Source organism: Algoriphagus lacus, assembly GCF_003583985.1.
In the GTDB taxonomy this organism is placed as follows: domain Bacteria; phylum Bacteroidota; class Bacteroidia; order Cytophagales; family Cyclobacteriaceae; genus Algoriphagus; species Algoriphagus lacus.
Genome location: NZ_QXML01000008.1, coordinates 64897 through 79963 on the forward strand (window position 1 = coordinate 64897; position 15067 = coordinate 79963).

Genomic DNA, 15067 nt, shown 5'->3' on the forward strand with positions numbered 1-15067 from the left:
TTTGGAAAACGAAGTCGTTTATATTTCAGGATGTACTCCTGTACAGATCTATTCAGCCCCGATTTCTTTGTTGAGTTGGATCCAGTTTTGGATGATTTCAGCTAATGAGGTCTTGGTGGACAATATCCTGTCTGAGTTGGGAAAATCTATTAAAGCCCGATCTGCCGACTTCCATATTAACAGTCCTAAAGAATCCGGAATCCGCGATGGTTCAACAATTTTTGTGGATTTTGCACCCAAATGGAAAATCAGCTGCAGTTGGTTGTTTGGGAAAATCCTCATCGAGATCCTGTCTTTGCCATCATCGGAATAATTCGGGCCGTTCCATTTGATGGATTCGAAAAGGTTAGGACAAGTTTCCAGAATCACCTCTCGAAGCAATTCGATTTCCGGTCTTCTTTGAAGGTTACTCTGATCCAAAAACTCAGTAACGGCGATCGAAAAATTGGAGTGCTTCATTTCTTATTAAGGTTAAGATGGAGAATTCAATTCAGAGTAGCTTATCCTTTTTACTTGAATCATCTTTTTTCCAGCCCCGGAGTTCGTAATATTTCTCCCGAGGTTCTCCGGTCAAGCCATTGATTCCTTTGCTGGGAAGCCAGATCAGGTGAATGTAAAAAACAGGAATCAAAGTGGAGGCCAGGAAAATCAAGGCCACTGTCCGGCTGAAAATAAGGGAAAGCCCGCAGACCAATACCAAGGTCAACACGTACTTGAGCACTTTTCTCCATTTGGGAGTTTTTTCTTCAAAGTGACCCAAATAGATATTCCCTAGCAAAAACAAGATGCTGACCAGTGCAACTTCAGTCCAAAGTGAGGAGTCCAAGATATTCATGAGGAATAAAAATTGAATACTTGAGTTAAGAATCTGAATTAGTCATGGCATTGAATCTAAGCTTTGAAAAGAAAGTCGGGTTGTTGATTTTCAGGAAATTCTGTTTTTCACCAATTCACCCATCACCCAATTGGCTCTCGCTCCGGAAATTCCTGTACTTGGACAAGTACCGTTACCCAATAAATCCTCGACGATGCTTTGGATCAAAGGCTGTTGGATGTGGTGGGGGAGTTGAAGGTGAAAATTTCTGGGTTCCTGAAAGTCCTGAATAAGCGTGAATTCACCTTTTCCAAAGGTGGCAAACCGGATCTGGCCTCTGTTGCCGTCGATTATGATCTCGTCTTTTTCGGCAGAATGGGAAGAAGTGAAGCACCAGTTGCCGGTACCCAAAACTCCGTTCTCGAAGACAAAGCTGCCCACCACGATGTCTTCTGCTTGGTAGGCTTTGGCCTGATTGGCCGAAAAACCTGAGGCATGGGTGATTTTCCCAAAGAAAAAATCCAAAAGGTCCAGTTGATGGGAAGCGAGATCGAAGAAGTAGCCCCCTCCGGAAATCTCCGGATGAACCCGCCAATTAAATTCGAGTTTGGCGATCAATTCGGGTTCTACCACTTGCTTCAAATTGATATGAACCGATCTGATTTCCCCAATAGCGCCTTCATCCAGGAGTTCTTTGATCCGGTTGAAATGAGGCAATGACCTCCGGTAATATGCCACATAAAGAGGAACTCCGGCTTTTTCACAGATTGCGATCATCTCCTGACATTCCGTGTAAGTCCGGGCCATTGGTTTCTCCACGTATACCGGTTTTCCTGCGGCTGCCGCCAACCGTGTCAACTCCAAATGGGCATTGGGAGGGGTGGCAATGTAGATGGCGTTGATCTCAGGATCCTGAATCAAGGCTTCTGCCGAGGTGTACCATTTTGGTACCTTGTGGCGTTCCGCATAGTCTTTGACTTTGGCCTCATCCCGGCGCATTACAGCGGCCAGTTTGCTGTTTGGGACGATGTTCATCGCCGGGGCGGATTTGACTTCGCAGACATTTCCTACGCCCAGGACTCCCCAGCGGACTTCGGAATCAGAGATTTTCTTCATTTCGGAAAGTAGGAAAAGATTGGAAGCTTGGAAAGTGGTGGAAACATAAAGTTGTCGGGATGTTCCTCGGCCCAGTTTTCCCGCTTTACCCGATTTTCAAAAAGCTTAATTCATAAAAAAGCCCGAATTTTCATCCGGGCTAGTTTTTTGATCAGATTGTTAATTTGCTGGAGCTGGTCTGGGTTTCATTTTCAGACTGTCTGCTGGGTAGGTTGCGGCAAGCATGGCCATTTGTTCTTTGGCCCAGTCGACCAATACCTGTCTTTGCTCCCCGGTGAGGTTAGCCTCTGGGTGAAGGCCAAAATAGGTATAGGACTCCAGCGGCATTTCCTTTTCTTCGACCATTTCGATGATTTCCTCAAACTTATGGTTTTGAACCCGAAGCGGGATTTTGGTAAAGGTGGAGAAGTTCAGGTGTTCCTTACCTTCGTTTACGTGGTCAGCAAGCATGTATTTGACTGGCTGAATGTTGCTGTACCACGGGTACCGGGTCAGATTTGTATGGCAGTCATTGCATGCTCCTTTCAAAATCATAGCCACATTGTCGGGGACATTGTAGCTTTTGGTGATGTCAAATTCGGTATCGTTGCTCTCGTTTTTTTCGGCAGGAATAAACTGGATTAGGACAAGGAGGGCAACAAGTCCAAGGGTGATTTTCTTAATCATAGCTGGGAGGGTTAATGCGGATTAGACTGGATGTGTATAAGTTGGTTTAATGCCATTTTTCAATAATTCACACTCCAATTTCCGTAAAAAGGCCGAAGAAATCTTTTTTAAAGGATTAAGATTCCCTTAAATATTTTTATTTCTGTCGAAACCGAAGTCCGTCTACGAGTAGGCACAAACCTGCCTGAAACACAATCAGTGAAACAGTCCCATACCAAAACCAGGCCTCCCCTGAGTACCTTGCAAAACCTGCATCGACTGTCATGCAGAGCCCTGTTCCGGTAAGTAAAAAGCCCAAAACGGACTGGAAAAACCATCGGGTTTTTGATTCCATACTAGGTTGTTTTTATTCAAACCGATCTATCATCAGCATTCCCTGTTCCTGAAAGGAATCCATGGCAATCAAGGCCTCCACTGCTTCTTCCAAATGGATACGCCTTCCGATGAGTTTCTCAGGTGCGATTTTTCCTTCCCAAATCATTTGCATCATTTCAGGATAAGCATGTGCCTGCATGCCATGTGAACCGAGAATTTCCAGTTCTTTGGCAATTACCAAATGCATTGGAATAGAAGGATTGGTCTCACTTCCTGCCATCAAACCGATCTGGATGTGTTTTCCGCTTTTTCTTAGGCAGGCGATGGAATTGTAGCAGGTGATTTTGCTGCCCAAAGCGTCCACAGATACATGAGCACCGCCTTTGGTCAATTCAAGAATGGCAGCTGGAATGTCTGTTGTTTTTCCATTGAGCAGGAATGTGGCTCCTGCTGCTTTGGCTAAGGCAAGTTTCTCATCCGAAATATCCACAGCGATGACACCAGCGCCCAAAGCCGCAGCAATCATGATGGCCGAAAGCCCGACGCCTCCACATCCATGAACTGCAACCCATTGTCCGCCGCTGACTTTTCCCTGAGCAACTATCCCCCGAAAGGAGGTGGCAAATCGGCATCCCAAACTGGCAGCTGCCTCGAAACTCACCGAATCCGGAAGTCTAACCAAATTGGTTTCAGCCCGATGGACCGCGACATATTCCGCAAAAGAACCCCAATGGGTGAATCCCGGCTGAAACTGATCGTCACAGATCTGCTGATTACCGCTTTGGCAGGTAGGACAAGTGCCACAAGCACAGACGAAGGGGACGGTCACCCGGTCGCCGACCTTCCAGTTTTTGACTCCCTTACCCACTTCCCGAATCACGCCGGCAAATTCATGACCGGGTACATGTGGCAATCGAATATCCGAGTCATGTCCCATCCAACCGTGCCAATCACTTCGGCAGAGGCCAGTGGCTTTTACCTCAAGAACCACTCCTCCATTCGGCACTTCAGGATCCGGGACAGTTGCAATGACGGGTCTTTGCTGAAAAGATTCGACTAAAAGGGCTTTCATCGTTAGGGTAATTTTTTCGCAGATTTACACAGAAAAACGGGGAGATTAACAGGGATTTTTCTTTCGGAGGAAATTGGTTTTGAAGAGCCTTTTCCCAAGTTGAAACATGGATTGATTACTGCCTACACTGCCTATCTTTGGCTCAAATCCCCATCCCGATGAAATTCAGATTTTCTGTCCTTGTCGCTTTTTCCTTCTGGATTTGGCTTAGTGGCCCTGCTTTCGGTCAATCTTCAAACTCCATTGAAATTCCTTTGGGAGGAAATGCTTTTCAAACCATGGGAGAAGGCAGGGAGGAAATCAAAGCGGAAGGAATTCAATCCTGGAGAAATTCCAACAGTGAATTTGGAGTATTCTTTAAGTCTCAGGCTAGCAAGGAGATTTTTCTGGAAATCGGGATTTTACCTCAGGAAGGCCAAAGCAGGATTTCAATTTCGCTAAACGGTACCACCCATGAAGTTGAGCTTTCGGCAGGAAATTCCGGATTTATTGCTGTAGGAAAATTCACCTTGGTTTCGGGTTATAATGAGGTGCGTTTAAAGGGGTTATTAAAAATGGGGCAGGACTTTTCGAAAATAAAAAGTATTCGAATTAGTCACGGGGAGGAATTGATGTTGGATTTTGTCAAAGATAATGTCGATAGTCGCTTTTACTGGGGAAGGCGTGGGCCATCCGTACATTTAAGTTATACACTTCCGGATTCGGTAAATTTCAAATGGTTCTACAATGAAATGACAGTTCCGGAAGGGGAAGACCCGATTGGATCCTACTTTATGGCCAATGGTTTTGGGGAAGGGTATTTCGGGATTCAGGTCAATTCAGCAGCTGAGCGAAGAGTGCTTTTCTCAGTTTGGAGTCCCTTTTCCACCGACAATCCCAATGCGATTCCCGAAGACCAAAAAATCAAACTGCTGAAAAAAGGGGCTGATGTCTACACGGGCGAGTTTGGAAATGAGGGGTCGGGAGGCCAAAGCTACCTGAGATACCATTGGAAAGCTGGGAATACTTATCGCTTCCTCAATTCCGTGGAGCCCGACGGCAAAGGAAATACGATTTATACCGCCTATTTCTTTGCTCCCGAAGTTGGAGAGTGGATGCTGATTGCAAGTTTTTTGAGGCCAAAAACAGACACTTGGTACAAAAGACCTCATTCCTTTTTGGAAAATTTCATCCCGGAATCAGGTCATTTGGAAAGGCGGGTTTTCTATGATAATCAGTGGGTGGCAGATGCCAAAGGTAATTGGGTCGAACTGACTGAAGCCAAATTTACAGGGGATGATATCGCAAAAAGAGGCTACCGAAAAGACTATGCGGGAGGATCGGAGGCTGGTAAGTTTTTTCTGAAAAACGGAGGCTTTTTTAATCATCCTACCGAGCTTCAAAGCATGCATAGGAGAACTGCGAAGGGGAAAAAACCAGAAATTGACTTTGGGAAATTGAAGTGAAAAAAGTCCATAGTCGACAGTTAACGGTCCACGTCTGGGGAATTAGTACTTTCAGTTTCTTTCAATAGCTCAACATAAAATAAAAAAACCGTGAGCTTTTCCACTCACGGTTTTATCTCGATCAATATTTGATAAGTATTGCTCCGAAATCAGGAAGGAAAGCGGAAAGTCAAAAGCCTTCCCGCTTCGCTTTTTTATTGAATCATGATTTTTCGGTTGAGCAGGGTTCGCGTGGATTGAAGCCTCAGCAAGTACATTCCAGGTTTTTCCCCACTGACATCCAGAACGATCAAGTTTTCACCTTTTTTGATTTCTGCTGATGTGGAAAGGATTGGTTTTCCTGTCATGTCCAGAAGTTCGACTGTAGCTGAATGAGCCATCGGTGAGTAAAACTCCAGAGAGATTTTGTCCCGTGTTGGATTGGGATAAAGGCGAACCGCTTCGTTTTCAACCTGAGTTTCGGTGTTTTGCTTTTCAACAGTCTCAAATATCTCCTCCGGAAGTTCCCTATAGGCGACAGGGAAAGCTTTGGAATTGTTTTCCACCAAGAGGCTGTAGCAGCTGTTGGAGTTTTCACCAGTGGCACTGATCACACGTACAAAATAGGTGGAATTTATTTGTGCGTTGTTAAATACAATTTGCTCCGGACTGATACCGGAATTGGTTGAAGTACCGATCAATTGGCCTGTGGAATTGTAGAAGTATAGATCCAGATTGACTGGAAGCCCATCAAGGGTAATTCTCAGGTTGGCAGACCTTCCTTTTCCGGAGGTAAATGCAAACCAGTCCTCATCCGAAGAATTGGAAATGGTGGCGTTGATGCCAACTCCCGTGGAGATGGTCTTGGCTTCTGCCCGCGTGTTGTTGTTTTCGTAGTTATCCACGCAGGTACTGCTGGCAGTAGTAAAGGAACTCTGGGCATAGGTGCTGGTCGAAGCAGAACAGTTGGTTCTGACTCTCCAGTTATACAATTGGCCTTCCAACAGTCCGGTCAAGGTTAGGGATGTCCCAGGAGTCTGGCTAGCAGCCACTGTCCAAGTCGTTGCCGTACCGAGTTTGTATTCTACTTGGTAACTCTGGCCATTGGTGGTAGCAGTCCAACTGACAATTGCGGAATTCAGATCAATCGAGGATGCGGTAAGCCCTGTTGGCGGGTTGCATGCCAGAGGATTGGTGAATGCCTTGGTATTGGTCTCAGCCAGTAGCGTGTAGCAATTGTTGGAGAAGCTTGCGCCATCGCCTTTTACAAGGATGAAGTAAGAAATCCGGTTGGTGGTTGAGTTATAAACCAAAGTCTGCCCTGTTGCGCCGCTTTGTTCGGAAGATGCCAACAGGGTTCCGTTTGCACTGTACAAATAAAGGAACGTATTACTTGGCAAATTGCTGAGACTTACCCGCAGGTTAGTGGCTTTTCCGCTTCCGATCGGAAGTTCAAACCAATCTTGATCAGTCAGGCTTCCGATTCTTGCATTGATTGGTGTGGTGCTGATGACCTTTGCGGTAGCCCTTGTTTCATTTGACTCATAGATGTCCTGGCAAACTTGTGCCAAGGTGGTGAAACTTGAAACCACAAATTCACTTGTTCCACTTAGGCTTCCACAATTGGTACGAACTCTCCATTCATAGGTGATTTCACCGCTCAATCCTGTCAATGCAAAGGTATTTCCTGCCAAGTTAGTCCCAGCAAGAATCCAATTGCTGCTGCCAAAGGCTCTAAACTCCAAATCATAGCCAGTAGCTCCTGTCACGGCAGTCCAGTTCAATTGAGCTGAGTTGGAAGTGATTCCTGAAGTACTCAGACTGGTTGGAGCGAGGCAGGTTATGGCAGTTGTGAATTGTGCCTGAGCATATGTTCCGAATTCAGTGGAACATACAGCCCTAACTCTCCACTCGTAGGCAATGCCTTCGGTCAATCCGCTCAAATCAAACTGGCTTTGGGGAATGGCTACTCCCAAATTAGTCCAGTCAGGAGCACCAAGTGCACGATAGTCCAGTTCGTAAGAAGTAGCTCCCGCCACAGCGGTCCAGCTCAAGGTTGCAGAAGATTTTGTAATAGCACTTGTCTGCAATCCAAGCGGTACCGGGCAAGATGCTCCAGTGGTGAATTGACTTTCACTGGCTGCGCTGCTTCCTGTGCCGCATAAGGTGCTAACTCGCCACTGGTAAGTACTTTCCTGATCAAGATTCGTAAGGGTAATTGTGGTAGAGGTAGTGGAGGAAGCCGCAATGTTCCAAGTCAGTGCTGAGCTAAGCTTGTATTCTACCAAATAACCGCTAGCACCTGAAACGCCCCCCCAATTCAGCGTTGCTGAAGTAGGTCCAACCTGAGTCGTACTCAGTGCAGACGGACTTGGGCAGGCGATGTAAGTTGATCTTTCCCATATCCCTCTTCCATAAGTTCCGATTCGGATTTTATCTGCTGAAGGAACGATTTCTACCTCATTGATTGCGACCAAAGGAAGGTTTTCGGTCAGGTTGACCCATGAAGTCATCAGGTTGTTTTTGTAGTACACCCCGATGTTCATAGCTACATAGACTCCATCACTGCTGGAGTTTTCCACTGCCACACTTCGGGCAGCCAAATTGGGCAATCCTGTAGAAATATTGGTGACCGTTTCTCCTGAATTTTCGGAGTAAAGCAATCTACTGGCAGTAGTGGAGGTTGTAATCCAGATTTTTGCCGGATTTGTAGGATGAATCCCCACCTGCGTAATTGATCCTGATTGTGGGAAAGTTAGCCAGGTGCTTCCACCGTCTTTGGTCACATAAAGAGTAGTGCCGACAGATGCATAAATGTACTGAGAGTTGGATGGGGCTACTGCTAGCGTGTTGAGATTGGACGTAATAGTTGTGCCGGATAGCTTTGTCCAGCTTACTCCCAAGTCAGTAGATCGGTAGACTCCATTCCAACCGGCATAGATGGTATTGGTGTTGTCCTCAATAGCCAATGGCGTAACCCAGTTTCCAGTGGTCGGTTCGGTTATGCTGCTATAGGATGAACCTCCGTTACTGGTTCGGTACATGCTACCGTACTGACTGGTTCCCCAAATCAAATTGGCATCCAAGGGACTGACCATGCAATCCATTCCGTCTGCTCCAAGCCAATCGATCCATCCAGTGGTTTTGTAAATGCTGGTACCGTTGTCCTGTGCTCCTCCCATTACCAATGCAGAATTGGTTTTTGAGTTGGAAATTTTATATAACTGCCGGATTCCCAATCCTCTGGTTAGGTCTGTCCAGTTATCTGCGTTGTCAATGCTTTTGTAAATGCCTCCATCGGAACCTGAGTAAATGGCGTTGCCAACCCATTCCAGAACATGGACATCTGCATGATTGTATCCCAATGAGTTAGGGAGAGACCAAGCGGTGGTGGCAGAAAAGGAGTACCCTCCGTTGGTGGATTTCCAGCAAATAATTCCTGCGATATGGACTTCATCGGCATTGTTAGGGTTTACAGTCATAGCCATATCATAGCTAGCCTGGCCCGTGGTTCCCGTTCCGTTGGTTTCGTATCCAAAATAATTGGTCCCAGTTGATGATGAGCCCGTAACTGTGGTGTAAAAAGTGGCTCCTCCATCGTCTGAGCGAAGCATTCGTCCGAAAACATTTCCATTAGCCTGTACTGCGTAAATCCTTTGGGGAGAGGCTGGAGAAACAGAAACCAAAGTTCGGGCTGAAAAGCTGACTCCTTGGGTGCTGCCAAGAGTTGCCCAGGTTTCTCCTCCATCCGTTGAGCGCTGGATGGCATTGTACGAGGCTATTAGGACATCTGGATTGGCCGGTAAAAATTCAATATCCTCCGCTCTTACTGTGGATTTCAAAGTAAAAGAGGTACCACCGTTTATGGATTTGCTGATCCCCGACGTACCAACAGCAAACATGATGTTGGGATCGTTTGGATGGAAATTGATTTTCCAAATCGTACCTGCCCCTGTACTGGCAGCTGTCCAGGTAAATCCACCGTCTATACTTTTAATTACTTGTCCGTTATTTTTTCCAGCAAAGACAATATTTGGGTTTGTGGGATGTACTGCCACCGCATACATAGACATCATGCTGTTGTCGTAATCAGAAAGAGGAATCCACTGATTGCCTCCTTGGGAGCTTTTCCACATTCCTCCTCCCGGCGTACAGATGTAAATTATGGAAGGGTTGGATGGAGAAACAGCAATCGAGGTGATTCTTCCGACTCCGGGATTCCAACCGGAAGTCCTGTTCCAGTAATTGGGGCCAATTTCTGTCCAGCCTGTTGTTGATTGAGTTTCAGGTGCTGTGAGTTCGTACTGCTGTTGGTCATAGCCTTCAGGAAGAATGTAACCATTGGCATCGAGATGAAATTGCTGTTCGTATTTCCATCTTTCGTACTGTTTGTATCCGGTTCCGCGTTCGCGGCCTACTGCATCAAAGAAGCGCTTCGCAATAGCGTCGATTTCCTGAAGTCGGAGATCCCGGCGCTCCATCAATTCCCAAATATTGACCCGGTTGGCATCGGATTGACCTTGGGAAATCGCAGGATTGAAATTTACCATCCACACTAAAAGTGAGAAGGTAAGAAGGATTAGATTTCGCATTTTCATTGTTTGTTCTTTAAGAAAAAAAATTGGTGATAGAATCAAAGTAACTGATTGAAATAATATTTTGCAAATCTCTTATTTTTAGACGTTTTTAGTTATTAATCTCTATTAAATGGAATAAAATTCTAGAATCGTAATAACTGGCTAAATATTGTCTTCCAAATCCATTTTTATTGAGGGGGATAAAATTCCATTGTTGGAAAGGATGGTTGAAAATATTTTTATCAGGTAAAAAAATAATTGGTGTCGGGCTCCATCTGAAGGCAGGAATTAAACTCAGGATAGAGTGGAATAAAAAAACCGTGAGTGTTTTAACTCACGGTTTATCGATAAGAAAATATGAATTGGTCAGTGATCACTTAATACTGATCACAGCCTAACTGGATCAAACTTCAAACCCTGCTCGGTAGGTTCTGCCAACGAATTGGTTGGCTTCTTCCAAGTTGGTGATTCGCATATTTTCACCATCCCAAAGGAGCTTTCTACGGCCAAAGAATTCCTGTTGACCTTTGCCATTGTCTCTTCTCAGCATATAGCTGCGAATCGCCAAGTTGCCCATGAGAACGGTTTCAGTCATTGGTCCTGCGTAGTCGAAGGAGGAAGTCAGGCCTTTGTGTTCTGCAGAGCCAAATCCTGCCTTACAAGCGTCAACCCATTTGCGCTGATGTCCATATTCCGGCTCAGTGCCTTCGATTCGATCCGGACCAAATTCCTGAGTGCCGTCATATAGATACAACTTAGGCATCAATGGTGAACTGTCGTTGATGTTGTGAGAGATGATCCCTTTTTCACCGATCATCAATACTCCATTTGCGGAGTTGGTTCCACCCAAATTATGGTCGGCAGGGATGATATCCGGGTGGGCAGGACGAAGCCCTCCGTCCATCCAAGTCATTTCCAGAGGAACTGGATTTTTGGCGGTAGGTGCATAATGAAGCGTGATAAAAGAAGAAGCGGGACATCCTTCTGGGTTGTAATCTGCTGTCCACATGCCGGAGTAAACCGAGCCTACAGAGCATTCCGCATCAGTCGGATAATGAAGTCCAAGCGTACGGAAAGGGATATCCATCAAGTGACATCCTACGTCTCCCAAGGCTCCTGTTCCATAATCCCACCAGCCTCTCCAGCTGAAAGGATGCATAGCCGGAGTGTAAGGTTTGAAGCTGGCGGGGCCCAACCAGAGATCCCAGTCCAGGTCAGCCGGTTTTTTACTTTCGTCCGGAGTAGGAAGTGGACCTCCTTGTGGCCATACGGGACGATTTGTCCACACCTGTACTTTAGAAACTTTTCCAATTCTTCCTGAATCAATCCAACCTTTGACCATATCCAGAAGGGGATTGGAAGCACCTTGATTTCCCATTTGTGTCACGACTTTTTTGTCTCGGGCCAATTGGGTCAGCATTCGAGCTTCTCGGATGTTATGCGTCATCGGCTTTTGCACATAGACGTGCTTGCCTCTTTCCATGCAAAACTTTGCAGCCGGTCCATGCACGTGATCCGGGGTAGAGATGGTCACTGCGTCAATGTCCTTTTGCTCCTCCAGCATTTTGCGGTAATCCGCATACAGTTTGGCATTAGGGAAGCTTTTTACAGAGTCTTTTGCAGTTCCAGAAAAGTCAACATCGCAAAGAGCAACAACTCGCTCACGGCCGTTTACGGAAGCATTCAAGATATCGCTTCGGCCTTTACCTCCAGCTCCGATAGCAGCCAGGTTGAGTTGGTCTGAAGGCGCTGTGTAGCCTGCACCGCCTAACACGTGTCTCGGTACGATGAAAAATGAAGATGCGATTGCCGCATTTTTAATAAAGTCCCTCCGGGTTTGCCCCGAAGAGGATTGCTCGGGTTTTTTCATGGGTTAAGGTTAATTGAGAACTAATAGTATTACAAGTTAAAAATTAATGTGTCCTGTGGAAGAGGGTTTTGCAGGAGTACCGCTAAATCATGATGAAAGGTTATTTTAGTCCCAAGATTTTTTCAGGCCCTACACCCAAGGATAGATAATCAATTTGCTTTTGAATTTTTGCATAATCAAAAAAAAAGCTTGAAATCAGGATAAATTAAGAAATCGATTGCGGTTTAGCCAATGGTCTGTTTTTAGCCATTTTCGTTTTGAAAAAAGGTGCAACCAGCTGATTTTAGCCAAAACTGAGCGTTTCGTGATTACCTGAACTGCAAAGCTTTCCTTTACTTTGAAGTATAATTGTCAAAAATAAATTTTGCAATAGCCTAGAACAGCCCTATAAAATGACAGTCGGAGTTATCAAAGAGACCAAGGAATTTGAGAGAAGAGTGGCGCTCAGTCCTGATGTGGTCAAGCTACTCAAGAAGAAGGAATTTGAGGTAATCATCGAATCCAGTGCAGGGGAAGGCTCCTACTTTTCGGATCAGGATTACCTCGTTGCGGGAGCCAAAGTGGGTTCAGCCACAGAGGTGTTTGCCGCAGACATTCTGCTCAAGGTCAACCTGTTTACATTGGAGGAAATCGCTCAAATGAAAACAGGTAGCGCATGCATTTCCTACATGTATGCCTATCAGCATCCTGAGGTGATCGAGGCGCTCAACAAAAAGTCGATATCTTCCTTTTCCATGGATGCAGTGCCAAGGATTTCCCGTGCACAAAAGATGGATGCGCTTTCTTCGCAGGCCAACTTGGCCGGTTACAAGTCCGTGATTCTCGGGGCCAATCATTTAGGTAAAATCTTTCCCTTGATGATGACGGCCTCAGGAACCATCACTCCTGCCAAAGTCCTGATTTTCGGTGCGGGTGTAGCTGGTTTGCAGGCCATTGCCACTGCAAAGCGGTTGGGAGCAATCGTGGAGGTCAGTGATGTGCGGCCAGAAACCAAAGAGCAGGTGGAATCCCTGGGAGGTAGATTCCTTACTGTCGAAGGCGCTGAATCGGTGAAAGTCGAAGGTGGCTATGCCAAGGAAGTTTCTGCCGAATTTTTGGAAAAACAGCAACAGCTCATCCGTGATAAAATCAAAGATGCGGACTTGGTCATCACTACGGCTTTGGTCATGGGTAAAAAATCCCCGATCCTGGTGACAGAAGAGATGGTCAAAAGCATGAAAACCGGCTCGGTGATCGTGGATATGGCCGTAGAGTCCGGTGGTAACTGTGCTGTTTCGGAAAAAAACAAAACCGTGGTCAAGTACGGCGTCACCATCATCGGTGAATCGAATTTACCCTCTCTACTTCCAGTCAATGCCAGTCAACTCTATGCGACCAATATCAGTACGCTTTTGCTGCATTTGGCAGGAAAAGACGGAATCAAGCTAGACCTTGAAGAAGAAATCACCAAAGGTGTACTGATCACTCATCAGGGTGAATTGGTACACGCCTTTACCAAAAGTATCCTCACTAAATAGACATTCAAACCATGACTGTATCAGCTCTTATCATACTGATTTATGTTCTGGTCCTGGCCAGTTATCTGGGATTCGAACTCATTTCCAAAGTGCCCCCGACGCTCCATACTCCGCTCATGTCCGGTTCCAATGCGATCTCAGGGATTACCATCGTAGGCGCCCTGATTGCCTGTAATGAAATGGGCTATACCACCCTGAGCAAATGGCTGGGTATGTTTGCCCTTGTCCTTGCTACTGTCAATGTGGTCGGAGGATATGCTGTTACTGATCGTATGCTTAAAATGTTCAAGAAGAAATGAGCACGGTAATTCAAATTGCTTATCTGGTAGCCTCTGTGCTATTCATAATAGGGATCAAGTATCTCGGTAAAACCAAAGATGCCCGAAGAGGAAATATACTTTCCGCCGTAGGGATGCTGATTGCAATCGTAGCCACGATGCTGACCATCGAGGTGGTGACCTTTCTGGAGATTTTCATCTGTATCCTGATCGGTAGTGTCATCGGCCTCTACTATGCCACGAAAGTTCCGATGACCAAAATTCCCGAAATGGTCGCCTTGTTCAACGGATTTGGAGGTTTGGCATCTTTCGCAGTTGGGTTGTCTGATTATTTCCTTAAAAGCAGCACCTCGCTTGAATCGCTCGATGCAGTCAATCTGACCAGTATTATTCTTTCAGTCTTGATCGGTGGGGTCACTTTTACCGGATCGATGATTGCTTACCTCAAATTGGACGGGAAAGTATCGGGCCAACCCATCACATTTAGCGGACAGCACTTGCTGAATTTGGTTCTGCTGATTGCATTTATTGCAGCCTCTGTGTTTGTTTTCCTCGATCCAACCAACCTTACCTTAATCCTTATTTTGGTCGTCATTTCTCTTTTATTGGGAATTTTGACGGTTATTCCGATCGGTGGGGCAGATATGCCAGTGGTGATTTCCCTTTTGAATTCCTACTCCGGAATGGCTGCCTGCGCCACAGGTTTTATCCTAAACAACAACGTCTTGATAGTGGCAGGATCTCTGGTTGGGGCTTCGGGTATTATCCTCACCCAGATCATGTGTAAGGCGATGAACCGCTCCTTGACCAACGTACTTTTGGGAGGTTTTGGACAGACTGTAGCTACAGGAGGACAAGAGGGTCCGGCAGTTGTGATCAAAGAAATCGGTGTGGAAGAGACTGCAATGTTGTTTGATTCGGCTTCTTCCGTCATAGTTGTTCCAGGATATGGAATGGCTGTTGCTCAGGCCCAGCACGTGATCCGGGAATTGATGGAACAATGTGAAAAGCGGAACATTGATTTCCGATTTGCCATTCACCCGGTGGCAGGCCGTATGCCTGGACACATGAATGTGCTATTGGCGGAAGCAAACATCAGCTACGACAAACTGATCGAAATGGAAGCCATAAACGATGACTTTTCCAATACGGATCTGGTATTTGTGGTCGGTGCCAACGACGTAGTAAATCCAGCTGCCCGAACCAATCCCCAGAGTCCCATTTTCGGGATGCCGATTTTGAATGCCGACAAAGCCAAAACTGTAATTGTATCCAAGCGAAGCATGGGTAAAGGTTATGCAGGAATTGAAAATGAGCTCTTTGGCTATCCTAACTGTCTGATGCTCTTTGGAGATGCGAAGCAGACGATTACCAAAGTGGTGGGAGAGATGAAAGAGATGAGTTGATTTACAAAGGAA

The 15067-nt window shown here is 45.9% G+C and carries 12 protein-coding genes; 4 read left to right on the forward strand and 8 right to left on the reverse strand.

From position 1 onward, the window contains the following. Nucleotides 1–48: 48 nt before the first annotated feature. From D0X99_RS15385 to D0X99_RS15410, 6 genes are all read right to left on the reverse strand, one after another. The gene (locus D0X99_RS15385) at nt 49–459 is read right to left on the reverse strand and encodes a DUF1801 domain-containing protein (protein ID WP_119478740.1); all 411 of its coding nucleotides are present in this window, start codon (nt 457–459) and stop codon (nt 49–51) included. A 31-nt stretch (nt 460–490) separates the two neighbouring features. Then, complete coding sequence (locus tag D0X99_RS15390) at nt 491–835, reverse strand: hypothetical protein (protein WP_119478741.1); 345 nt, start codon at nt 833–835, stop codon at nt 491–493. 90 nt (nt 836–925) lie between these two features. Continuing rightward, a complete protein-coding gene (locus D0X99_RS15395) occupies nt 926–1930 on the reverse strand; it encodes a Gfo/Idh/MocA family protein (protein ID WP_119478742.1) in 1005 nt (334 codons plus the stop codon). Between the two features lie 159 nt (nt 1931–2089). Further along, complete coding sequence (locus D0X99_RS15400) at nt 2090–2596, reverse strand: heme-binding domain-containing protein (protein ID WP_119478743.1); 507 nt, start codon at nt 2594–2596, stop codon at nt 2090–2092. 136 nt (nt 2597–2732) lie between these two features. Next, a complete protein-coding gene (locus D0X99_RS15405) occupies nt 2733–2930 on the reverse strand; it encodes a hypothetical protein (RefSeq protein ID WP_119478744.1) in 198 nt (65 codons plus the stop codon). 12 nt (nt 2931–2942) lie between these two features. Next, nucleotides 2943–3983, reverse strand: a complete 1041-nt coding sequence (locus D0X99_RS15410) for a zinc-dependent alcohol dehydrogenase family protein (protein ID WP_119478745.1) — start codon at nt 3981–3983, stop codon at nt 2943–2945. 158 nt (nt 3984–4141) lie between these two features. Between D0X99_RS15410 and D0X99_RS15415 the strand changes: the two genes are divergently transcribed. Continuing rightward, nucleotides 4142–5428: a DUF3472 domain-containing protein gene (locus D0X99_RS15415; protein ID WP_119478746.1), complete on the forward strand. Its 1287-nt coding sequence runs from the start codon at nt 4142–4144 to the stop codon at nt 5426–5428. Nucleotides 5429–5622: 194 nt separating this feature from the next. Here D0X99_RS15415 and D0X99_RS15420 read toward each other — a convergent pair whose 3' ends face one another. Together D0X99_RS15420 and D0X99_RS15430 are read right to left on the reverse strand one after the other, a co-directional pair. Next, entirely contained in the window at nt 5623–9999 is a 4377-nt protein-coding gene (locus D0X99_RS15420) for a fibronectin type III domain-containing protein (protein ID WP_158587711.1), read from the reverse strand. A 388-nt stretch (nt 10000–10387) separates the two neighbouring features. Then, nucleotides 10388–11854, reverse strand: a complete 1467-nt coding sequence (locus D0X99_RS15430; RefSeq protein ID WP_119478749.1) for a Gfo/Idh/MocA family protein — start codon at nt 11852–11854, stop codon at nt 10388–10390. A 392-nt stretch (nt 11855–12246) separates the two neighbouring features. On the opposite strand from D0X99_RS15430, the gene D0X99_RS15435 reads away from it, so the two are divergent. The 3 genes from D0X99_RS15435 to D0X99_RS15445 are packed head-to-tail and all read left to right on the forward strand — an operon-like array spanning nt 12247 to nt 15055. Beyond that, entirely contained in the window at nt 12247–13371 is a 1125-nt protein-coding gene (locus D0X99_RS15435) for a Re/Si-specific NAD(P)(+) transhydrogenase subunit alpha (protein WP_119478750.1), read from the forward strand. Between the two features lie 11 nt (nt 13372–13382). Continuing rightward, entirely contained in the window at nt 13383–13670 is a 288-nt protein-coding gene (locus tag D0X99_RS15440) for an NAD(P) transhydrogenase subunit alpha (RefSeq protein ID WP_119478751.1), read from the forward strand. Beyond that, a complete protein-coding gene (locus D0X99_RS15445) occupies nt 13667–15055 on the forward strand; it encodes an NAD(P)(+) transhydrogenase (Re/Si-specific) subunit beta (protein WP_119478752.1) in 1389 nt (462 codons plus the stop codon). The genes D0X99_RS15440 and D0X99_RS15445 overlap by 4 nt, the downstream gene beginning before the upstream one ends. Nucleotides 15056–15067 lie beyond the last annotated feature (12 nt).

Excerpts from the sequence above, each read along its gene's own strand:
- D0X99_RS15385 (WP_119478740.1), bottom strand. The coding sequence starts at position 459 with ATGAAGCACTCCAATTTTTCGATCGCCGTTACTGAGTTTTTGGATCAG.
- D0X99_RS15390 (WP_119478741.1), bottom strand. The coding sequence starts at position 835 with ATGAATATCTTGGACTCCTCACTTTGGACTGAAGTTGCACTGGTCAGC.
- D0X99_RS15395 (WP_119478742.1), bottom strand. The coding sequence starts at position 1,930 with ATGAAGAAAATCTCTGATTCCGAAGTCCGCTGGGGAGTCCTGGGCGTA.
- D0X99_RS15400 (WP_119478743.1), bottom strand. The coding sequence starts at position 2,596 with ATGATTAAGAAAATCACCCTTGGACTTGTTGCCCTCCTTGTCCTAATC.
- D0X99_RS15405 (WP_119478744.1), bottom strand. The coding sequence starts at position 2,930 with ATGGAATCAAAAACCCGATGGTTTTTCCAGTCCGTTTTGGGCTTTTTA.
- D0X99_RS15410 (WP_119478745.1), bottom strand. The coding sequence starts at position 3,983 with ATGAAAGCCCTTTTAGTCGAATCTTTTCAGCAAAGACCCGTCATTGCA.
- D0X99_RS15415 (WP_119478746.1), top strand. The coding sequence starts at position 4,142 with ATGAAATTCAGATTTTCTGTCCTTGTCGCTTTTTCCTTCTGGATTTGG.
- D0X99_RS15420 (WP_158587711.1), bottom strand. The coding sequence starts at position 9,999 with ATGCGAAATCTAATCCTTCTTACCTTCTCACTTTTAGTGTGGATGGTA.
- D0X99_RS15430 (WP_119478749.1), bottom strand. The coding sequence starts at position 11,854 with ATGAAAAAACCCGAGCAATCCTCTTCGGGGCAAACCCGGAGGGACTTT.
- D0X99_RS15435 (WP_119478750.1), top strand. The coding sequence starts at position 12,247 with ATGACAGTCGGAGTTATCAAAGAGACCAAGGAATTTGAGAGAAGAGTG.
- D0X99_RS15440 (WP_119478751.1), top strand. The coding sequence starts at position 13,383 with ATGACTGTATCAGCTCTTATCATACTGATTTATGTTCTGGTCCTGGCC.
- D0X99_RS15445 (WP_119478752.1), top strand. The coding sequence starts at position 13,667 with ATGAGCACGGTAATTCAAATTGCTTATCTGGTAGCCTCTGTGCTATTC.